The sequence below is a fragment of the Corynebacterium sp. AOP40-9SA-29 genome, assembly GCF_052377405.1.
Lineage (GTDB): Bacteria > Actinomycetota > Actinomycetes > Mycobacteriales > Mycobacteriaceae > Corynebacterium.
On record NZ_JBQSWR010000006.1, the window covers coordinates 186,124 to 206,825 of the forward strand.

Sequence of the window (20,702 nt, forward strand, 5' to 3'; positions counted from 1 at the left end):
ACCGTGTGGTCCGGGCGATGCGGTGGTGTGGAGGTGGTGCAGTGGTGCAGTGGTGCAGTGGTGCAGGGAAGGACGCTAGGGCGTGGTGGTCTCGTCGCCGGAGGTGCCGTCCTGCTGGGTCGTGCCCTGGTTCTGGCTCTGACCCTGGTTCTGCGTGGAGCCGTCAGACTCGGTGGTGCCGTCCGTGGTGCCGGTGCCCTCTGTGCCATCCGTGCCCGAGGTGCCGGAACCGGAGTTGTTCGAGTTGCCGGAGTTCCCGGTGCCGGAGGAGTTGCCGCTGTTGGTCGAGCTGTCGCCGGACCCGTCGGACTCTTCGGTGTCGGTGACCTCGCCGGAGTTGTCGGACTCCTCGGTGTCGGAGGGCTCCGTATCGTCGGTGGTCTCGTTGTCGGTGTTCTCCGCGGTCTCGGTCGGGGTGTCCGACACGCTGGTCTCGGTGGACTCCACCTCGGTGCTGGCGTTGCGGTAGCGGTCCGGCGAGAGGATGCCGGGGTTGCCGTCGTCCGGGTTGCTGGAGAACAGCGCCAGCATCCCCACGATCACCAGGGCGATGAACAGGCCCGAGGTCGAGGGGCGGAACCGTCCGCCGAAGCTCAGCAGGTTCTTGGTCTTCGACTCATAGGGGCCATCGACGAGGTCGGCGAGGTCGGACTTGTCGTCCTCGGCGCCGTCCTTCCCGTCCTCCGCCGAAGCGGGGGAGGGCAGCACCTGGGTTGCCGGGTCGTCCGGATCCGGCTGCGCCACGGTGTCGGCATCGGACGCGTCGGACGCTGCGTCCTGCGCGTCCGCGACCTTGTCGGCGTCCGCGGCGGCGTTATCGGTGCCGTCGGCACCGTCGTCCAAGGACATGTGGTCGGAGCCGGACGCTGCGGCCGCGACGACGCGGGACGTATCGTCCTCGGAGGTGTCTTCGGACGTCTCCTTCGCCGCGTGCTTCGACGGCGCCTGGGTGGTGTCGGGTGAAGGAAGCTGCGTGGCCCCTGCTGCTCCGAGCACGTCACCGCGCGACTGATAGCGATCCCAGAAGGTGTTGACGAGGTTCGCGCGGATCGCGCGCTCCACGAGCCACTGGTCGGCGGGGCCGGTATCCACGCCCACGCGCATGCCCACCGACCAGGGCTGGCCGGCGGCGGCGGGCGGGGTGATGCTGCGGGCCGGCTGGACCTCAATCTCACCGAGGATGCTTGCGTCCACCCCGGCGGACTCCACGGCCTTAGCCGCGGCGGTCTCCACCTTGGTGAGCAGGTCCGCCATGGACTCCTCGTCGACCATCGGGATGTCGAGGTCGACCACGGCACGCGACCAACGCTGCGAGTAGTTGATCGTCACGCTCGCCTTGCTATTGGGCACGGTGACGAGCTCGCCGGCGACGGTGCGGATCTGCGTGGAACGCAGGGTCAGCTTCACGACCGTGCCGGTGATCTGCCCGGAGGTGTCGTCGAAGGTCACCACGTCGCCGACACCGTAGTGGCGCTCGGAGATGATGAAGAACCCGGTGAGGAAGTCACCGATGATGTTCTGCGAGCCGAAACCAATGGCAGCGGAGACCACGGTCGCGGGGATAGCCGCACCCATGGCGGGTACACCGAGGTTCGTCAGTGCGAGGAGCACAAGGACGAAGTAGGCGACGATCTCGAGCATGTAGACCAGGGCGCCGACGAGGGCGAGCTTCGACTTCGTCTCCTCCTGGCCGCTCTCAAGACGGTCGGTGAGGATACGGACGACCTGGCGACCGACCCGGGGGATGAGGATTGCCGCGATCAACAGGGCGGACAGTGGAAGCCCGTGCTGAATGATCCATTCCCAGAGGGAGAACAAGAGGTACTTGACGTCGAACATGAGACTCACCATAGACGGTGTTTCTGGGGATTCGCTGGATGATTCGATACGCGAAACCGCGTCCCCGCGCGGACCACGGACGACGTTCACGCAGTGAGACGGGGGGTATCAGCGGGTGGGAATATTTCCCGAAATCCATTGACCGGGGGGGTGGTGCTCCGCTATGGTCGTGAGTTATGACGACGTTCCTGATTCTTGTATCCGCCGGGCGCTAGAGCCCCTGCGGTCACTTCGCGGAACAATCTGGCGCCCCCGCCCCGAACCACGGGTAGCGGGGGCACAGTCGGTTCTACGGCGGAAACCACACCCCACGAGACCTCGATCGTCGGATATCCACAACACATGACCACCCAAAGGAGTGCACGGACGGTGAATGACACCTCACGCCCACACCCCAGTCCTGCGACAGTCGCTGCCTCAGGACGCAGCCGTAAGCCCGAGCGCATCAACGGGGCCCAGGCGGTAGTCCGCTCCCTCGAGGAACTGGGTACTGACGTAGTCTTCGGCCTCCCCGGTGGTGCGGTGCTCCCGCTCTACGAGGCTCTCTACGGTTCCGAGAAGCTCAATCACATCCTCGTCCGCCACGAGCAGGGCGCAGGTCACGCCGCCACCGGCTACGCGCAGGTCTCCGGAGGGGTCGGCGTGTGCATCGCCACCTCCGGTCCCGGTGCGACGAACCTGGTCACCCCGCTGGCGGACGCCAACATGGACTCCGTGCCGATCGTGGCGATCACCGGTCAGGTCGGCAGCCACCTGCTGGGCACCGACGGCTTCCAGGAGGCCGACATCCGCGGCATCACGATGCCGATCACCAAGCACAGCTTCATGGTCACCCGCCCCGAGGACATCCCCGCGGCAATCGCCGAGGCTTTCCACGTGGCTGTCACCGGACGTCCGGGCGCGGTGCTCGTCGATATCCCGAAGGACGTGCAGAACGCCGAGCTCGACTTCAGCTGGCCGCCGACCTACCGCCTGCCCGGCTACCACCCGGTCACGACGCCGCACTCGCGCCAGATCGATGAGGCCGCCCGCCTCATCGCCGAGGCCAAGCGTCCCGTCATCTACGCCGGCGGCGGCGTCCTGAAGGCCAATGCCCACAAGGAGCTGCTCGCCTTCGCCGAGTCCACCGGCCTGCCGGTGACCACCACGCTGATGGCGCTGGGTGTGTTCCCCGAGTCCCACCCGCAGTTCCTCGGCATGCCCGGCATGCATGGCACGGTGCCGGCCGTTGCTGCCCTGCAGAAGTCCGACCTGATCCTGGCACTCGGTGCGCGCTTCGACGACCGGGTTACCGGCGACGTTGACTCCTTCGCTCCCGGTGCCAAGATCATCCACGCCGACATCGACCCGGCGGAGATCGGCAAGATCCGCGAGGTCAACGTGCCGATCGTGGGCGACGCCCGCGAGGTGCTCCTCGCCCTGCGTCGTGCAGTGGAAGAGCGTGAGGGACGTGAAGGACGCCAGGACACCTCGCGCTGGACGACCTACCTCGACGGTCTGAAGACCGACTTCCCCCCGGGATTCGAGGAGCCGGCCGACGGCAAGCTCGCCCCGCAGTTCGTCCTGCAGGAGCTCACCCAGGCCGCGGGCCCCGACGCCGTCTACGTCGCCGGCGTCGGCCAGCACCAGATGTGGGCCGCGCAGTTCCTGCGCTTCGAGAAGCCGCGCACCTGGCTGAACTCCGGTGGGCTGGGCACGATGGGCTACGCCGTGCCCGCGGCGATGGGCGCCAAGGCCGCCGCCCCGGACACCGAGGTCTGGGCCGTCGACGGCGACGGCTGCTTCCAGATGACCAACCAGGAGCTCGTGACCTGCGCGGTCGAGGGGCTGCCGGTCAAGATCGCCCTGATCAACAACGGCAACCTCGGCATGGTCCGCCAGTGGCAGACCCTGTTCTTCGACGGCCACTACTCGCACACCAACCTCAAGCCGGGCGAGAACTACCTCCCGGACTTCGTGGGACTCGCCGAGTCCATGGGCTGCGCGGCTTTCCGTGTGACCGAGAAGGACGGCCCGGAGGGCGTGGCCGCCACGATCGCCAAGGCGCGGGAGATCAACGACCGTCCCGTGGTCATCGACTTCATCGTCGGCGAGGACGCCCAGGTGTGGCCCATGATCTCGGCCGGGGCCTCCAATGACGAGGTCCAGTACGTTCGCGACCTGCGCCCGCTGTTCGAGCAGGAGCAGTCGGCGGCGGAGGATCCCGACGACATCCGTAAGATCATCGAGGAAGGCGAGGAGAACTAATGTCTCAAGTCCACACTCTGAGCGTCCTGTGTGAGGACGTCGACGGAATCGCGTCGCGTATCACCGGCATGTTCACCCGTCGTGCCTTCAGCATCATCTCCATCGCCTCGGGCCAGACGGAGGTGGCCGGAGTTAACCGGTTCACCATCCAGGTCGAGGGCGAAGACCACGTGATCGAGCAGATCACCAAGCAGCTCAACAAGCTGATCCCGGTGATCAAGGTCAGCCGGCACGAGCCGGACTCCATCGTGTGCCGTGGGCTGATGCTGGTGAAAGTCTCCGCCGACAACTCCAACCGCACGCAGGTCGTGGAATCCGCCAAGCTCTTCCGCGCCCACGTGGTTGACGTTGGACCGGAGTCGCTGGTCATCGAGGCCACCGGTACGCCCACGAAGCTCAAGGCGATGCTGGAGGTCCTGGAGCCCTTCGGTATCCGCGAGCTGGTGGAGTCCAGCGTGACCGCGGTGAGTCGCGGCCAGAAGGCGATGTACCCCGCCAAGCTCTGATCGGCCCCTCCAATCCCTCCCCGTGGCCATTCACGGGGTGGGATACCCAGTCTCACACTCTGATAATCCTTACTGGTACGATAGCGGCACAGAACGCAGTACCCGGTTCTATGAACCGATCCACACCCGTTTTCCCACGAAAGGCTTCACCTCATGGCAATTGACGTTTTCTACGACGACGACGCCGACCTGTCGATCATCCAGGGCCGCAAGGTTGCCGTGCTCGGCTACGGGTCACAGGGCCACGCCCACGCCCAGAACCTGCGCGACTCCGGCGTCGAGGTCGTCATCGGTCTGCGCGAGGGCTCCAAGTCCGCCGCGAAGGCTGAGGAGGCGGGCTTCAAGGTCCTGTCCAACGCCGAGGCCGCTGCCTGGGCCGACGTGGTCATGGTTCTGGTCCCCGACACCACCCAGGCCACCGTCTACACTGAGGACATCGCCCCGAACCTGGAGGACGGCAACGCCGTGTTCTTCGGCCACGGGCTGAACATCCACTTCGAGCTGATCAAGCCGGCCGACAACATCACCATCGCCATGGCTGCCCCCAAGGGCCCGGGCCACCTGGTGCGCCGCCAGTTCGTCGACGGCAAGGGTGTGCCGTGCCTCATCGCCGTGGAGCAGGACCCCAAGGGCGAGGGTCGCGACCTGGCCCTGTCCTACGCCGCCGCCATCGGTGGTGCGCGCGCCGGCGTCATCCCGACCACCTTCGAGGCCGAGACCGTCACCGACCTCTTCGGTGAGCAGGCCGTGCTGTGCGGTGGCACCGAGGAACTGGTCAAGACCGGTTTCGAGGTCCTCACCGAGGCCGGCTACGAGCCGGAGATGGCCTACTTCGAGTGCCTGCACGAGCTCAAGCTCATCGTGGACCTGATGTTCGAGGGCGGCATCGCCAACATGAACTACTCGGTGTCCGACACCGCTGAGTTCGGCGGCTACCTCTCCGGCCCTCGCGTCATCGACGCCGGCACCAAGGACCGCATGAAGGACATCCTGTCCGACATCCAGGACGGCACCTTCACCAAGCGCCTCATCGCCAACGTCGAGGGCGGCAACAAGGAGCTCGAGGGTCTGCGCGCCGATTACGCCAAGCACCCGATCGAGACCACCGGCACCAAGCTGCGCGATCTCATGAGCTGGGTCAAGAACCCGCTCGACGCCACCGCGTAGTCTGAACTGGTAAGAACCGGTATCCGGCACCTCTTCGAGGTGCCGCGATCCCGCACTCATCCCGCACCCGATGGCGCTGGATATCGCATTCCGCAGTCTCGACCCCGTTTCGGTCGAGAACGTGAATGTCGATAGCCAGCGCCATCGGCGCGTTTGAGTGCCGCATCACCCGTGACACCTCCAGGATCGGTCGGCCCGCCGTCCCCAGTGGCCGGAGACATCTTGGGAGGCCATAGATGAAATCTAGGACTCTCGCTATGATCAGATGGTGGATGGCTGGCAAGTGAACTACGGGAGGTGGGAGAGCGATGGGCGACGTGACTACTGAGCGCAAGATGAGCGGCAGGCTGGCTCTGCGCTTCCTCGCCCGGTCTGATGTTCAGGAGCGCCTACGACGCTCCCATACGCCAGTCGGGACGCCCGTGGTGGTCTGCGAGTGGGGGGCCTCCATGAAGGAGGTTCGCTCGATGCTCCTCGCGGCCAAGAGGGGCGGGGACGTGCCGGGGGTGCTCATCCTTATTCGCGAAGGTGACGATGTTTATCTGCTGGCCGCTCTAAAGGACGCGGATTTCGTGGGGGATGCGATCGCCGAGAACGAAGTACACGACGACAGTCTCGTCGGACACGTCTACCAGGCACTCACCCCGAAGAAGTGGGGCATTGAGAAGGGCCTGGATACGGACGTGCACCGTTTCACGATGCAGGATATGAAGCTCGAGCTGGTTTAGCGCTCTGCGGCGGCCAGCGCCTCGCGCAGTTCCTCGTCGGTGGCGGCCTTGCCCGGCCCCATGTCGTAGAGCGACGTCGGCGTGGCGTCCGGCGAGATGTACGGCTTGCCGTAGGCAGGCTCGCCGTTGTCGAAGCGCCAGCCCTCGGCCAGAACGCCGGCATCGAGGGTGCCGTACCCCAGGGAGTCGAGGAAGGACGCGGCGTCCTGCTTGGCGGCGTCGTCGTCACCGGCGATCACCAGGGAGGTGCGGGCGGCGTCGCCGGCCGGGCGGGCGAGCTCGCCGAGGTGGGCGAAGTTGATGTTGTTGAAGCCCTTCACCACGTGGGAGTCCGGCAGGTGGTCCTGCAGGATCTGGGAGGTGGTGATCTCCCGGGCGTCCAATACGTCGATGTGGCCGTCACGCTGCCAGTAGTAGTTGGACGTGTCGATCACGGTCTTGCCCGCCAGTGGTGCCACCGGAACGTCGGTCAGCGCGCCGAGGGGGATGGTGACGACGACGATGTCGGCGGCCGTGGCCGCGCCCTCGGGGGTGTCGACCCGGGCGTTGGGGCCCAGCGCCGCGGCGAGGGGGAGGAGGGTCTTCGGGTCCCGGGAATTGCTCAGGACCACGTCGTGACCGGCGAGGACGGAGAGCCGGGCGACAGTGGCCCCGATCAGTCCCGCGCCGATGAATCCCACTGTGCTCATATGTCTTCAGGTCCTTGCTACAGATCGATGGTGTGTTACCTCAGGGCCAACCGCACGCGGTGCCACGGTATTCCGTATCCGAGGCGGCCCGCGCGGAAGAGGTCCTTAATGATAATGATTACGCTACCCAAAGATCGCCCTTGACCTGGGTCAAATCTCGTTCTACGGTGAGCACCTACCGTTAATGAAAATGGAGGTTCGCCATGGCGCACGATCACGACCATGATCACTCACATACCCAGGTCCGGGGCAGGGCGTTGTGGATCGTCATCGCGATGACCTCGACGATCTTCGTCGCGCAGGTCATTGGCGGGGTGGTGTCCGGATCGCTGGCGCTGCTCGCCGACGCCGGGCACATGCTGTCGGACGCCGGGGGCCTCGTCGTCGCGGCCTTCGCGATGATGGTCGGGTCGAAGCCCGCCACCGCGCGTTCGACCTACGGGTTCCGTCGTGCCGAGGTGCTCGCCGCCGCGGTCAACGCCGGTGCGGTCGCGGTCATCGGTGTGTGGATCGCCGTGGCGGCATTCCGTCGGATGGGGGAGGGCCCGGCGGAGATCCAGACCGGACTGATGCTCACCGTGGCGATCATCGGCCTGCTGGCCAACGTAATCTCGGCGGTGATTCTGCGCCGTAGTGCAGGCGAGTCGCTGAACATGAAGGGTGCCTACCTACATGTTCTGGTGGACCTGCTGGGGTCGGTCGCCGTGATCGTCGCGGCCCTGATCATTGGTGCGACGGGCTGGTACTGGGTCGACGCGGTCGCCTCGCTGATCATCGCGGCGATGATCCTGCCGCGGGCGTGGTCGCTGATGAAGGAGGCGGGCACCGTGCTCATGGAGCAGGTGCCCGCCGGGGTGGACCCGGTAGAGGTCCAGGAGGCCGTCAGCGCGACCGAGGGGGTCTACGACTCACACGACCTCCACATCTGGTCGGTGGACGGGGAAACGTCCATGGCGACCGTTCACGTGGTCACCACCGGTGACGAACAGGATGTTCGCAAGGACGTGAGGAGAGTGTTCGCCGACCGGGGAATCGGGCACGTCACCGTCCAGACCGAGGCCCTGGCCGCGCCCACCAGGGCGCCGCGCGCGCAGGCGTGCGACTCCGGGTGCGGCGAGGAGTGCGTCCTGCCCCGCCAGAACGGGCAGCACGGGCAGGACAGTAGTCGCGACGCCTAGGCTGTGAGCCCAAGCGCCAGGGCGATGAGCACCATGATGATGCCGAAGCCCCAGGCGATCGGGAAGGTCAGCTTGATGTGCTTGCCGATCGTGCCGCCGGACAGGCCGATGGCCAGCCACAGGGCGGGGGAGAAGGGGCTGACGAAGGTACCGATGATGTTGCCGATGATCAGGGCGGCCGCGGCGCCGGAGCCGGAGACTCCGAAGGTCGCCACGGTCTCCTGCACAACAGGCAGCACCGAGAAGTAGTAAGCATCCGTCGAGGTCAGCAGGTCCAGGGGCACACCGAGCAGGCCGACGATGACGTGCAGCTGCGCGCCGACGGAGTCGGGCAGGATGTGCAGCAGGCTCAGCGCGATCTCCTCGAGCATGCCGGACTCGTTCAGCACACCAAGGAACATCGCGGCGGCGAGGATGACGCCAGCCATGGACAAGGCGTTCGGGGCGTGACGCTTCAGGGTCTCGGCCTGCTCGCCGGACAGCGGGAAGTTCACGACCAGGGCGATTGCGGTACCGACCAGGAAGACCGGGCCCGGCTGGATCCAGCCGGACATCAGCAGGGCCAGCATGCACACCGACAGGACGATATTGACGATGGTGACCCACCGGCCGGTGCGCATCTGCGCGCCGATCTCTTCCTGCTTCTCCTTCTCGCGCTGCACGAAGTCCGCGGCGAGGGTCTGGACGTCCACGTCGCCGGTGCCGACGAACTCGGGGGTCTTGCGCAGCTTGGCGATGCGGCGGGACTCCTTGAGGCCGAGGAGGCCGGCGATCACGAAGACGAGGACGAGGGCGATGCCCTGCAGCGGCAGGATGTGCTGCCACAGTTCAACGGGAGTCTGGTTGACCACGGAGGACGCACGGCCGATCGGGCCGGCCCAGGGCACCATGTTCATCACGGACGCCGCGGTGGCCACGATGGCCAGCAGGACGTAACGAGACATGTGCAGTGCCTTGTACAACGGCAGCAGTGCGGGGATGGTGATCAGGAAGGTCGTGGCACCAGCACCATCGAGGTGCACGACCATGCCGATGGCCGCGGTGCCCAGGGCGACGAGGATGACATTGCCACGTGTGGCAATGATCAGCCCCTTGACCAGGGGAGTGAATAGTCCGGTATCACTGAGGATGCCGAAGTAGATGATGGCGAAGATGAACATCACCACGACGTTCATCACGGATCCGAGCCCGGACTCGTAGAAATCTCCGATGCTCTTGATGCCGTAGCCTGCGACGAAGGCACCAAGCACCGGGACCAGGGTCATGACGACGGTGGGATTGCTCCTGCCCCTCAGCAGGATGCCGACGGTGACGATGATGATTCCCAGGCCTATGGCTGTTAGCCCGCCTGGGGACTGCATCGTTTCAGCAAACGAGTCCATGTTGGGTCTCCTCAAGAAAGATAGGTGAACCAACACATTATGGCAGTAGGGGGTGCCCCCTGTCACAACGGCTGCTTATGGCGTCGGCGGCCACGATATCGGGGGTTTGTCGGGCCAGATAATGAAAGACGTACTAAGCTGTCCATGTCGCACGTCACCCCTGGGCTTTTTAACGGTGTGGGGAGTCAGGCGTGGGCCCTGACCTCTTCGACGCGGTCGTGCCGGAGGGGCCGGGACATGTACAGCTGTCAGGAGTATCCGTGAGTCAGAATTCCCGTCCCGTCGTTCTCATCGCCGACAAGCTCGCCCAGTCCACCGTGGACGCGCTGGGGGACTCCGTCGAGGTCCGTTGGGTCGACGGTCCGAACCGTCCCGCGCTGCTGGAGGCCGTCGGGGACGCCGACGCCCTGCTGGTCCGCTCCGCGACCACCGTGGACGCGGAGGTCCTGGAGGCTGCCCCGAAGCTGCAGATCGTGGGACGCGCCGGCGTGGGCCTGGATAACGTCGACATCGACGCCGCCACCGCCAAGGGCGTGATGGTCGCCAACGCCCCGACGTCCAATATCCACTCCGCCTGCGAGCACGCCATCTCGCTGCTGCTCTCTGCCGCGCGTCAGATCCCGGCTGCGGACAAGACCCTGCGCGACCACGAGTGGAAGCGTTCGTCCTTCCAGGGTGTGGAAATCTTCGGCAAGACCGTCGGCATCGTCGGCTTCGGTCACATCGGGCAGCTCTTCGCCCAGCGTCTGGCGGCCTTCGAGACCGACATCATCGCCTATGACCCCTACGCCAACCCGGCCCGTGCCGCGCAGCTCGGCGTGGAGCTTGTGGAGCTCGACGATCTGGTCGGCCGCTCCGACTTCGTGACCATCCACCTGCCGAAGACCAAGGAGACCGCGGGCATGTTCAATGCCGAGCTCCTGGCCAAGGCGAAGGAGGGTCAGATCATCATCAACGCCGCCCGCGGTGGGCTGGTCGACGAGGCCGCCCTGGCCGAGGCGATCAAGAACGGTCCGGTGCGCGGCGCTGGCTTCGACGTCTACGCTTCCGAGCCCTGCACCGAGTCCCCGCTGTTCGAGCTCGACGAGGTCGTTGTTACCCCGCACCTGGGTGCCTCGACCGTCGAGGCGCAGGACCGCGCCGGCACCGACGTGGCTGCCTCCGTCCTCAAGGCCCTGGCCGGCGACTTCGTGCCGGACGCTGTGAACGTCACCGGTGGCAAGGTCAGCGAGGAAGTCGCGCTGTGGCTCGGCCTGGCGACCAAGCTGGGTAAGGTCGCGTCCGGTCTGTTGGACCAGGCCGTGACCGCCGTCAACGTTGAGGCCCGCGGCGAGCTGTCCTCGGAGAACGTCGACGCCCTGGGCCTGTCGGCACTGCGCGGTGTGTTCTCCGGCGTCGTCGACGAGCAGGTCACTTTCGTCAACACCCCGCAGATCGCTGCCGAGCGCGGCGTGGACCTCTCGGTGACCACCGCCGACGAGTCCGTCACCCACCGCTCCGTCCTCGAGGTCACCGTCGTCACCGGCGATGGCACCTCGGTCTCGGTCATCGGTGCGCTGACCGGCCTGGATCGCGTGGACAAGATCGTGCGCATCAACGGCCGTGGCCTGGACCTGCGTGCGCAGGGGCTCAACCTGTTCCTCAACTACAACGACCAGCCCGGTGCCCTGGGTACCGTGGGCACCTTCCTGGGCCGTGCGGGCATCAACATCGATGCCGCTGCGCTGACGCAGGACGCCGACCAGGGTTCCGCCACCCTGGTGCTGCGCGTGGAGAAGGACGTCCCGCAGGACCTGCAGGAGCAGATCGCCGACTCCCTGTCGGCATCGCGCACCGTTCTGCTCGACCTGAGCTAGTGCTGCGCTAGTTCAGTACTTGGGATTCTCGGGTTCACTCCCGGCCGATGTGGGGGCATCGGCCGGGGCGGGGGTGCCCGTCGGGGGTATATAAAACGATCGGGCGTTATGTAAATAACTGTCTTATGGGTTATGCTCGTTGCTGTGACTGACAACAATGCTGCCAACCACACGTCTGCCCCCGTTCCTACGGACGAGGACAACCAGCTCGCCGACGAGTTCCGCGACGCCCTGCGTGAAGGACTGCACATGGTGCGCCTTCTCGATCACCGGGGGAGCCACACGCTCACCCAGTTGGGCATCCTCAACACCCTGACCGAGGAGCCGCACTCCATCGGACTGCTCGCCAGGATCAACGGCATGACCCAGCCGGGCATGACCCAGCAGATCGACAAGCTGGAACGCGCAGGCGTGGTACGCCGGGTCCGGAGTCCCAAGGACGCCCGGGTCACCCTCGTCGAGATCACTGACGAGGGACATGCCACCCGCACGCGGGACAACAACCTGCGTAACCGGGCGCTCGCCGAGCACTTCGACCTGCTCGACGAGGACGCACGACGGCGCATTGCCGACGCACTGGAACCGCTGACGGCCTTCGCCAGCGCGTACATCCGCCGGGTCAGCGAAGACACATCGAGAAACTTGGAAAGGCACGACCGCGAATGAGACAGGACACCCAGGAGGCCACGCTCAACGGCGCGACACTCGAATCAGAGAAGACGTCGATGATGCGGCAGCCTGTCGCAGTCTGGGCCACGGCCCTCGCCTGCGTTTTCGCGTTCATGGGAATCGGTCTTGTCGATCCGATCCTCCCAGCGATCGCGGAGAACCTGGACGCCGGCGCGTCCGAGGTTTCCCTGCTCTTCACCAGCTACTTCGCGGTGACCGCCGTGATGATGCTCGTCACCGGTGCCGTGTCCAGCCGTATCGGTGGTAAGAAGACGCTGCTGACCGGCCTGGCGCTGATCGTCATCTTCGCCGGCCTGGCCGGGACGTCCAACAGCGTCGGTGAACTCGTCGGCTACCGGGCAGGCTGGGGACTGGGCAACGCCCTGTTCGTCGCCACCGCCCTCGCCGTAATCGTGTCGGTGGCCAGCGGCGGACGTGCCGTGGCCATCATCCTCTACGAGGCCGCACTCGGCCTGGGCATGGCCGCCGGCCCGCTGCTCGGCGCTGTCCTGGGTTCCCTGAACTGGCGCGGGCCTTTCTTCGGCACCGCCCTGCTGATGCTCATCGCCCTGGTCGTCCTGCTGTTCAAGCTGCCGGCCACCCCTCCGCCGGCTGAGAAGACCAGCGTGACCGCCCCGCTGAAGGCCCTGAAGCACCGCGGCCTGTTCGGCGTCTCCTTCTCCGCCCTGTTCTACAACTTCGGCTTCTTCACTGTGCTGGCCTACACCCCGTTCGTCCTCGGCTTCGGTGAGATCGGCATCGGTGCGGTGTTCTTCGGCTGGGGCTGCTGCCTGGCCGTGTTCTCCGTGTTCGTTGCCCCGCTGATCCAGAACCGCATCGGTGCGGCGAACACCACCATCGCCACCCTGACCGGCCTGCTCGTGATCTACGCCCTGCTCGGCGTCTTCCACGACACCATCCCGGTCGTCGTCGTGCTGGTCGTTCTCTCCGGCGCGCTGCTGGGTATCAACAACACGATGTACACCGAGATGGCCATGAGCGTCTCGGACGCCCCGCAGCCGGTGGCGTCCGCCGGGTACAACTTCGTGCGCTGGATGGGTGGCGTGATCGCCCCCTTCGCCGCCACGAAGATCGGTGAGGGTGTCGGCGTCGCCGTGCCCTACTACGTCGCCGCGGTCGTGGCCGTCATCGCCATCCTCGTGATGATGGCGTCCCGCGACCACGTCGAGGTCCACGGCCCCGAGGCCGTCTAGCGCCACGGCGCTTTCGCGCGACCGCAACCCCGTAGGACGCTTTCAGCGTCCTGCGGGGTTGCTGTCTGCCGACTCCTCAGCGGCGGCGTCCTCGGGGACGTTCTCGCGACGACGCGAGCGCACCGTATCCACCAGCCCCACCACGGCGAATGCCACCAGGATCAGGACTCCCCACAGCACCCACATGCTGTTCCACGGCACCGACATGTACTGCTGGCCGATGAACGACCAGTGCACCGACACCTGGTGACTGACGAAGGGGATCATCGCCACCCACACCACCAGTAAGGCCAGCAGTGCGCCGACCTGCGCGGAGAACCACGACCGGACCCGGTGCTGTGGCCACGTTGGCGCCGAACGTACCCCGAGGTCCACCATGCACACCACCAACGGCACCAGCCACACCCAGTGGTGGTGCCAGGAGAACGGGGAGATCAGGCACGCGGTAATTCCGCCAAGTGCCATCACCAGCGCCTGGTTGTCGCGGCGAGTGGCCCACCGCACGGCCACGTAGAGCAGCGCCACCACGATCACGCAGGACACCAACCACACCGCCGTGCCCGCCGTGTCGCTGGCGAAGGTGCGCTCGGTAAAGCCCTTCAGCGACTGCGAGGCAGACACCGTGTCGCTGCCGATCCGGGAGGAGTCGAAGATGGCCGACGTCCAGAAGCGCATTGCGTCCGGCACCGTCAGGAACCCGATACCCACCGTGACGGCGAAGGTGGCCGTGGCCGTCGCCGCCTCACGCCAGCGGCGCTGCATGAGGAAGACGAGGATGAAGAAAGCTGGCGTGAGCTTCAGGCCTGCGGCGATCCCCACGCCGATGCCGGTCAGCCGGTCACGCGTGCGCAGGAAGTCCAGGGCCACCAGGAGCATCAGCAGCATGTTGATCTGGCCGTAGAAGAAGCTGTCGCGCACCGGGGACAGCGCCAGTGCGGCCATGGCGGCGGCCACGCCCAGGGCGATCGTCCCGGTGTCGAGCCGGTAGCCGCGCTGTACCAACGTTCCCAGGATCACCGCGATCAGCGCGCCGACGCAGGCGAGCTGCCAGAACGTCGCCGACATCTCCGCCGGTGCGGAGGCGACATAGCGGAAGATGCTGCCGGCGAACGGGGGATAGGTGAAGGGGAGGTGGCCGTAGAGCGGGCCGTCGTAAATGCCCTCACCACGGGCCAACGCCTCACCGGCGCGGAAATACACCATGAAGTCGGTGGGCACCTTGTAGAGGTCCAGGGTGCGTTCGAAGACCACCGGACGGGTCTCGCGGTAGGCGACCACGGCCAGGACCAGAGCGAGGCCTACGGTCAGGACGGTGCGTCCTGCGAGGCGTCCTGCGAGAGGACGGCCAGCCGTCGGTGAGGATCCGGTCGGTGTGGTGTCGGCGGGGTGGTGCGAGGTCAAGGCATCTGCCTTCCGGGGGACAGGTGGTGGACGCGACGAAGGAACGTCGCCCGAGGAAAGTAAAGTGTAGCTCCCCTCGTGTCCCGCGGCGGGTTAGGCCCACGGCGCGGCGTGGTAGCCTGTGGGAGGATTTTTCCAACGATGTGAGACAAAAACGCCAGAAAGGGTCCACAGAATGAAACTCGCGGTCATTGCCGGAGATGGAATCGGTACCGAGGTCACCGCCGAGGCCCTGAAGGTCCTCGACGCGGTCACCGGAGACGAGACCATCGACACCACCGACTATGACCTGGGGGCACGCCGCTACCTACGCAACGGCGAATTGCTCACCGATGCCGACCTGGACTCCCTGCGCACTCACGACGCCATCCTCCTCGGCGCCATCGGCGACCCGCGCTCCGTGCCTGCCGGTGTGCTCGAACGCGGCCTGCTGCTGCCATTGCGTTTCCGCCTGGACCACGCGGTGAACCTGCGTCCCGCGAAGTTGTACCCCGGGTCGTCCTCCCCGCTGGCCGCCCCCGGCGAGATCGACTTCGTGGTCGTGCGTGAAGGGACCGAGGGCCTGTACTGCGGCAACGGCGGCACCCTACGCGAAGGCACTGACAATGAGGTCGCCAGCGAGGTCAGCCAGAACACCTGGTACGGCGTGCAGCGCGTGGTGCGCGACGCCTTCACCCGCGCCCAGGCCCGCTCCGGCAGGCTCACCCTCGTGCACAAGACCAACGTGCTGGTCAACGCCGGTGGACTGTGGTCGCGTGCGGTGGAGACCGTGGGCGCGGACTTCCCGGACGTCAGCGTGGACTACTGCCACATCGACGCCGCGACGATCTACATGGTCACCGACCCCGGACGCTTCGACGTGATCGTCACCGACAACCTCTTCGGCGACATCCTCACCGACCTGGCCGGTGCCGTGACCGGTGGGATCGGCCTGGCCGCCTCCGGCAATATCGACCCGTCGCGCCGCAACCCCTCGATGTTCGAACCCGTCCACGGCTCGGCACCAGACATCGCTGGTCAGGGTATCGCCGACCCGTGTGCGGCGATCCTGTCCGCCGCGCTGCTGCTGCGCCACCTCGCAGACGATGAGGGCGCCACCGGGGAGGACGCCGCACTGCGAGTGTCGCAGGCGGAGCGCATCGAGGCTGCGGTGCTTGCGGAGGCCGGCTCGCGCGACGGTTCCCCGGTGCGCACCGTGGAGGTCGGCGACCGGATCGCCGCCGCGGTCTAGCTGAGCTTTTGCGCGGCGCAAGACCGCGAAATAGTCGCCCTTCCAGGTAGGGATTCGGCCAAATTTCCTACCTGGAAGGGTGATCGGGCTACATCGGGTTGATCGTTGACGCGGTCAGGGGGCTCGGTGTCGCTTCCCGCGGCACGAGTTCGAAATAGTCGCCCTCCCAGGTAGGGATTGGGGCATTTTTCCTACCTGGAAGGGTGATCTCGCTACATCGGGGTGGACCGGTGCAGCTGGGTGCGGGGAGCGTGGGTGATCGGGCTACATCGGGGATCGTGACCACCCCGCACCCGCCTACTGGTAGCTGACGATGTCCGGGGTCGGCGCGATCGCGGCGGTCTGGGCGGGGTCGAGCATCGGCTCGTCCTCGTCGATGAAGTTCTTCCAGCCCAGGGCGATCGCGGGGTCGAGGCCCTGGCGCACCACGTTCCAGGTCTCCATCTTCACGCCCTGCGGTCCGTGCCCGTCGCAGTGCACGGCGATGCTCACGTTGTCGGTGCCGGTGGTCATGGTCTCGCGATTGCGGATCATCTGGAGCTGGAACTGGTGGATCATCAGCAGTTTCTGCGGCAGTTTCTCGGCGACCACGAGTCCCTCGAGCCAGTCGGCGACCTCGTTGATCTCCGAGGCGTCGACGTGACCGACCTCGACCATCGGCTGGTCGTCGGGGCCGAGCCGCCACTCCGGGTCCAGGGCGAGGCCGACCGAGGGGTTCTTCAGCAGGTCGGCGTAGTGCTGGGCCTGCTGCAGCAGGGTTTCGCGCCCGGGCTGGATGTCGATGATGGCGTAGCCGCCGGCGTCGACGATGGCGTCGATCCAGGGCACGACCTCCGCCGGGTCGCTGTAGTTGCTGAAGTTCCCGGAGGGGCCGGGTTCGGACGCAGCGACGGTGACGATGATCTCGAAGGAGGGGATCACGGGGACGTCGCTGGTGGCGTCGTATTCGGCGGCGAGGCGGCGGGCGCGTTCCACGGCGTCCTTCGGGGGTTGTTCGCCCATCACGCCGAGCAGGGGTTCGGCGGCGTGGCCGTAGAGGGCAATGATCTTGCGCCCGGGGAACATGACCTGTCCGCCGCCGGGCAGGCTGCCTTCCACGGTGGCGGCGAGTTCGGCGCGTCGGCGCAGGTCCTCGCTGGTGCCGAAGTGGTCGCCGAGGGCGATGAGGTTGCCGTCGCCGGTGATCGCCTCGACGCTGGCGGCCACGGATTCGTCGCTGGCGCGCGGGTCGGCGGCGATGACGCGGGTCAGTGAGTATCCGGCGGCGACCGTGGTGGCGACGCTGACGGCGGAGGACGTGCTGGCGGCGAGTGCCACTCCTGCGGACTCCAGGTCCTCGCCGGCGACCCCGGAGTCCAGATCCTCGGGCCAACTATCTGCATCGACAGCATGAACGGTGACATCGTTGAGGTCCCCGAGGCCCTCGACATCGTCGGCACTGCCGCCGACGAGCACGACATCGGTGGCACCGAGTCGCGACAGTTCTTGGAGGACGGGACCGGAATCGGCACCGTCGAGCAGGACGGGAACGCCGTTGTCGCGGGCCAGGGTGCAGGCGGCGTTCACCTGTTCCGGGGTGGGGTCGGACGCTACGAGCACCGCGGTGCTCGCCGAGGCGAAGAGGGCCGCACTCGTGGCGACGCCGGACGGGTCATCGGGAACGACGGCTACGCCGACGCCGTCCGCGGCGGTGGCCTGGCTGTCGCCGGACGTGGCGTCCTGCCCACTACCGGAACCGTCGCGTGAGCAGGCCGCGAGCGGGACGACGGCGGCCAGGGAGAACGCTCCGGCGCTCAGCAGGAACTTGCGGCGGGACAGTGGCACGTGGGCGAGCCTTTCGGACGATGACAGGCGGGAGAGTCAGGCGGGGGAGCGTCTCGACCCTATCGCGGAACTCAGGCGATCGCGGCGGCGGCCTCGGTTCCCTGCCGGATGGCGCGCTTGGCGTCCAGTTCAGCGGCGAGATCGGCACCTCCGACGACGTCGAAGGTCACCCCCGCCTCGCGCAGCGGTGCGACGAGTTCGGTGACGGACTCCTGGCCGGTGCACAGCACGATCGAATCGACCTCCAGCACGCGGCGGTCGGTGAGGGTGCGGGTGCCGTCCTTGTCCTCGTAGAAGGCGAGGTGCAGGCCGGCGTCGTCGATCTTCTCGTAGGTCGCCCCGCTGATCTGCTCGACCTCCTTCATTTTCACTGCCGCACGGTGCACCCAGCCGGTGGTCTTGCCCAGCGACTTGCCCTGCCGGGAACTCTTGCGCTGCACCATGTAGACCTTGCGCAGCGGCGCGGTGGGACGCGGTTTCGTCAGCGAGCCGGCGGTGGCCGGGTCAGCGTCGACGCCCCATTCCTGCTCCCACTCCTTGAGGTTCAGGGTGGGGGAGTCGGGCCCGGTGGGGGTGGTGAGGAATTCGGAGACGTCGAAGCCGATACCGCCGGCACCGAGCACGGCGACGCGGTCGCCGATCTCGCGGTCGCCCAGCACAGCCTCGGCGTAGGTCATCACGCTGGGGTGGTCCACACCCTCGATGTCGGGGATGCGCGGGGCCACGCCGGACGAGACGATCACGTGGTCGAAGCCGCCGTCGATGAGGTCCTGCGCGCTGGCGCGGGTGTTGAGGTGGACGTCCACACCCAAGGTGTTCAGCCGGGTGGAGAAGTAGCGAATGGTCTCGTGGAACTCCTCCTTGCCCGGGATCCTCGCGGCGATGGAGAACTGTCCGCCGATGGCGTCGCGGGACTCGAAGAGCTCCACGTGGTGTCCACGCTCGGCGGCGGAGACCGCGGCGGACAGGCCCGCCGGCCCGGCACCGACCACGGCGATCTTCTGCGCATGACGGGTGGGGGAGAGCACCAGTTTCGTTTCGCGTCCGGCACGCGGGTTGACCAGGCACGAGACGCTCTTGCCCACGAAGATGTGGTCCAGGCAGGCCTGGTTGCAGCCGATGCAGGTGTTGATCTCGTCGGCGCGGTCCTGCTGCGCCTTGGCCATGAAGTGCGGGTCGGCGAGCAGCGGGCGGGCCATGGACACGGCGTCGACCTTGCCGTTGGCCAGGATCCCCTCGGCGACCTCGGGGGTGTTGATGCGGTTCGAGGCGATCAGCGGGATGGACACCTCGTCGCGCAGACGCTCGGTGAACTTCACGAAGGCACCGCGCGGCACGGAGGTGACGATGGTGGGCACGCGGGCCTCATGCCAGCCGATGTCGGTGTTGATGGCGTCGACCCCGTGGCGCTCGGCGCGCCGGGAGAGCAGGGCGATCTCGTCGAAGGTCTGCCCGTTCTTGACGAAGTCGGCGATGGATTGGCGCAGGATGACCGGGAAGTCGCGGGGGACCTGCCGGCGGATCTCGTCGATGACCTCGATGAGGAAGCGCTGGCGGTTGGCCGTCGAGCCGCCCCAGCGGTCGGTGCGGTCGTTGGTGTGCGGGCACAGGAACTGGTTGACCAGGTAGCCCTCGCCGCCCATGATCTCCACGGCATCGTAGCCGGCCTTGCGGGCCAGGCGGGCGGAGCGTCCGAAGGCGCGGATCGCCCGACGGACCATCCGCTCGGTCATCCGCATGTGCTTGAACGGGTGAATGGGGGACGGTTCGGAACCGGGCGCGGCCTTGAAGGGGGTCACGCCGTAGCGTCCGGCGTGGAGGATCTGCATGGCGATGCGTCCGCCCTCGCGGTGGACGGCGTCGGTGACGCGGCGGTGGTGCAGCACCGACAGGGGCGTGGCCATCCGTCCGCCGAAGGGCATGAGGTCACCGCTGCGCAGCGGGGCGATGCCGCCGGTGACGATGAGGCCGACGCCGCCGCGGGCGCGTTCGGCGTAGAACTCGCCGAGTTCATCGGCATGCCAAATGCGGTCCTCCAGGCCGGTGTGCATCGACCCCATCACCGACCTGTTCGGCAGGGTGAGGCCGCCGATGGTCAGGGGGGTGAAGAGGTGGGGGAACGGGGAACTCGTCATGATCCGTCGTCTTCCTTCTCGTGTGTAGTCGTTTCTGTGCCAGTACTACCGAGGGCGTCAATTACCTCGGTGCACCAGTCCACGAAGCTGTTCTCCAGGCGGATGCCCAGGCGTAGGACGAGGTGCTGGTGCAGGCGGCGTCCGGTCAGCGCGGCCCCGCCGCAGCTGGTGCCGTCCCCGCCGTTCCCGGCGAGTTCGGGGAACTGGCGGGCTTCGTAGCTGCGGTAGAGCCGCAGGGTCTCGGTGTGGGCGTCGCGGTGCGCGGCGACGTCGGCGAGCAGGTCGCGCAGGTCGCCGTGTTCGGCACCGCGGATTTTGACCGACAGGTCGTCGCGGATCTTCATGACCTCGGACGGGTCGGCGATCCAGTCGTGCAGGGCTGCGCGCCCGGCAGGAGCGAGGGTGTAGATCTTCTTGTCCGGCCTGCCGTCCTGGGCGACGTCGCGACACGTCACCAGGCCGTCGTCGTGCAGGCGTCCGAGTGTGCGGTAGATCTGCTGGCGGGTGGCGGGCCAGAAGTGGCCCAGGGATGTGGCGAACTGTCGTCCCAGGTCATAACCGGTCCCTGGGCGTTCCGCCAGGGAGATCATGATTGCGTGTTCCAGTGCCATGGACGTCAGGGTAATCCACGTCACA

16 protein-coding genes are annotated in these 20,702 nt (G+C 66.9%); 9 read left to right on the forward strand and 7 right to left on the reverse strand.

Annotated features, from left to right (window positions below; all coding sequences use genetic code 11):
• Positions 1-75: 75 nt before the first annotated feature.
• Positions 76-1,839, reverse strand: coding sequence for a mechanosensitive ion channel family protein (locus ACT3SZ_RS11930; RefSeq protein ID WP_444618889.1), 1,764 nt, complete (start codon positions 1,837-1,839; stop codon positions 76-78).
• A 369-nt stretch (positions 1,840-2,208) separates the two neighbouring features.
• Between ACT3SZ_RS11930 and ACT3SZ_RS11935 the strand changes: the two genes are divergently transcribed.
• From ACT3SZ_RS11935 to ACT3SZ_RS11950, 4 genes are all read left to right on the forward strand, one after another.
• Positions 2,209-4,086, forward strand: a complete 1,878-nt coding sequence (locus ACT3SZ_RS11935; RefSeq protein ID WP_444618891.1) for an acetolactate synthase large subunit — start codon at positions 2,209-2,211, stop codon at positions 4,084-4,086.
• Positions 4,086-4,592, forward strand: coding sequence for an acetolactate synthase small subunit (ilvN, locus tag ACT3SZ_RS11940; RefSeq protein WP_301443547.1), 507 nt, complete (start codon positions 4,086-4,088; stop codon positions 4,590-4,592). Before ACT3SZ_RS11935 ends, ilvN begins: the two co-directional genes overlap by 1 nt.
• A 153-nt stretch (positions 4,593-4,745) precedes the next feature.
• A complete protein-coding gene (ilvC, locus tag ACT3SZ_RS11945) occupies positions 4,746-5,759 on the forward strand; it encodes a ketol-acid reductoisomerase (protein ID WP_444618893.1) in 1,014 nt (337 codons plus the stop codon).
• Positions 5,760-6,067: 308 nt separating this feature from the next.
• Positions 6,068-6,487, forward strand: a complete 420-nt coding sequence (locus ACT3SZ_RS11950; RefSeq protein WP_444618895.1) for a hypothetical protein — start codon at positions 6,068-6,070, stop codon at positions 6,485-6,487.
• Here ACT3SZ_RS11950 and ACT3SZ_RS11955 read toward each other — a convergent pair.
• Entirely contained in the window at positions 6,484-7,176 is a 693-nt protein-coding gene (locus ACT3SZ_RS11955; RefSeq protein WP_444618897.1) for an NADPH-dependent F420 reductase, read from the reverse strand. The genes ACT3SZ_RS11950 and ACT3SZ_RS11955 overlap by 4 nt on opposite strands.
• A gap of 203 nt (positions 7,177-7,379) precedes the next feature.
• Between ACT3SZ_RS11955 and ACT3SZ_RS11960 the strand changes: the two genes are divergently transcribed.
• Entirely contained in the window at positions 7,380-8,354 is a 975-nt protein-coding gene (locus tag ACT3SZ_RS11960) for a cation diffusion facilitator family transporter (RefSeq protein WP_444618899.1), read from the forward strand.
• Here the strand turns inward: ACT3SZ_RS11960 and ACT3SZ_RS11965 are convergent.
• A complete protein-coding gene (locus ACT3SZ_RS11965) occupies positions 8,351-9,715 on the reverse strand; it encodes a CitMHS family transporter (RefSeq protein WP_444619044.1) in 1,365 nt (454 codons plus the stop codon). The genes ACT3SZ_RS11960 and ACT3SZ_RS11965 overlap by 4 nt on opposite strands.
• Before the next feature lie 281 nt (positions 9,716-9,996).
• Here ACT3SZ_RS11965 and serA point away from each other — a divergent pair, with 281 nt between their 5' ends.
• The 3 genes from serA (at position 9,997) to ACT3SZ_RS11980 (ending at position 13,475) form a co-directional block, all read left to right on the forward strand.
• Positions 9,997-11,592: a phosphoglycerate dehydrogenase gene (serA, locus tag ACT3SZ_RS11970; RefSeq protein ID WP_444618901.1), complete on the forward strand. Its 1,596-nt coding sequence runs from the start codon at positions 9,997-9,999 to the stop codon at positions 11,590-11,592.
• Between the two features lie 144 nt (positions 11,593-11,736).
• Positions 11,737-12,258: a MarR family winged helix-turn-helix transcriptional regulator gene (locus ACT3SZ_RS11975; RefSeq protein WP_444618903.1), complete on the forward strand. Its 522-nt coding sequence runs from the start codon at positions 11,737-11,739 to the stop codon at positions 12,256-12,258.
• Entirely contained in the window at positions 12,255-13,475 is a 1,221-nt protein-coding gene (locus ACT3SZ_RS11980) for an MFS transporter (protein WP_444618905.1), read from the forward strand. Before ACT3SZ_RS11975 ends, ACT3SZ_RS11980 begins: the two co-directional genes overlap by 4 nt.
• A 42-nt stretch (positions 13,476-13,517) precedes the next feature.
• On the opposite strand, the gene ACT3SZ_RS11985 is transcribed toward ACT3SZ_RS11980, so the two are convergent.
• Positions 13,518-14,876: a glycosyltransferase 87 family protein gene (locus tag ACT3SZ_RS11985; protein ID WP_444618907.1), complete on the reverse strand. Its 1,359-nt coding sequence runs from the start codon at positions 14,874-14,876 to the stop codon at positions 13,518-13,520.
• Positions 14,877-15,051: 175 nt separating this feature from the next.
• Here ACT3SZ_RS11985 and ACT3SZ_RS11990 point away from each other — a divergent pair, with 175 nt between their 5' ends.
• Entirely contained in the window at positions 15,052-16,107 is a 1,056-nt protein-coding gene (locus ACT3SZ_RS11990) for a 3-isopropylmalate dehydrogenase (protein ID WP_444618909.1), read from the forward strand.
• 297 nt (positions 16,108-16,404) lie between these two features.
• Here the strand turns inward: ACT3SZ_RS11990 and ACT3SZ_RS11995 are convergent, their stop codons facing one another.
• The 3 genes from ACT3SZ_RS11995 to ACT3SZ_RS12005 form a co-directional block, all read right to left on the reverse strand.
• Positions 16,405-17,931, reverse strand: a complete 1,527-nt coding sequence (locus ACT3SZ_RS11995; RefSeq protein WP_444618911.1) for a hypothetical protein — start codon at positions 17,929-17,931, stop codon at positions 16,405-16,407.
• A gap of 71 nt (positions 17,932-18,002) precedes the next feature.
• Positions 18,003-20,066, reverse strand: a complete 2,064-nt coding sequence (locus ACT3SZ_RS12000) for an oxidoreductase (protein ID WP_444618913.1) — start codon at positions 20,064-20,066, stop codon at positions 18,003-18,005.
• On the reverse strand, positions 20,063-20,677 hold the full coding sequence (locus ACT3SZ_RS12005) for a PadR family transcriptional regulator (protein ID WP_444618915.1): 615 nt from the start codon (positions 20,675-20,677) through the stop codon (positions 20,063-20,065). The genes ACT3SZ_RS12000 and ACT3SZ_RS12005 overlap by 4 nt, the downstream gene beginning before the upstream one ends.
• Positions 20,678-20,702: the final 25 nt, after the last annotated feature.

What these genes read in the sequence shown, in the direction of transcription:
- ACT3SZ_RS12005 (WP_444618915.1), bottom strand. Translation starts at nt 20,677, where the DNA reads ATGGCACTGGAACACGCAATCATGATCTCCCTGGCGGAACGCCCAGGG.
- ACT3SZ_RS11965 (WP_444619044.1), bottom strand. Translation starts at nt 9,715, where the DNA reads ATGCAGTCCCCAGGCGGGCTAACAGCCATAGGCCTGGGAATCATCATC.
- ACT3SZ_RS11960 (WP_444618899.1), top strand. Translation starts at nt 7,380, where the DNA reads ATGGCGCACGATCACGACCATGATCACTCACATACCCAGGTCCGGGGC.
- ACT3SZ_RS11955 (WP_444618897.1), bottom strand. Translation starts at nt 7,176, where the DNA reads ATGAGCACAGTGGGATTCATCGGCGCGGGACTGATCGGGGCCACTGTC.
- ACT3SZ_RS11990 (WP_444618909.1), top strand. Translation starts at nt 15,052, where the DNA reads ATGAAACTCGCGGTCATTGCCGGAGATGGAATCGGTACCGAGGTCACC.
- ilvC (WP_444618893.1), top strand. Translation starts at nt 4,746, where the DNA reads ATGGCAATTGACGTTTTCTACGACGACGACGCCGACCTGTCGATCATC.
- ACT3SZ_RS11930 (WP_444618889.1), bottom strand. Translation starts at nt 1,839, where the DNA reads ATGTTCGACGTCAAGTACCTCTTGTTCTCCCTCTGGGAATGGATCATT.
- ilvN (WP_301443547.1), top strand. Translation starts at nt 4,086, where the DNA reads ATGTCTCAAGTCCACACTCTGAGCGTCCTGTGTGAGGACGTCGACGGA.
- ACT3SZ_RS12000 (WP_444618913.1), bottom strand. Translation starts at nt 20,066, where the DNA reads ATGACGAGTTCCCCGTTCCCCCACCTCTTCACCCCCCTGACCATCGGC.
- ACT3SZ_RS11950 (WP_444618895.1), top strand. Translation starts at nt 6,068, where the DNA reads ATGGGCGACGTGACTACTGAGCGCAAGATGAGCGGCAGGCTGGCTCTG.
- ACT3SZ_RS11980 (WP_444618905.1), top strand. Translation starts at nt 12,255, where the DNA reads ATGAGACAGGACACCCAGGAGGCCACGCTCAACGGCGCGACACTCGAA.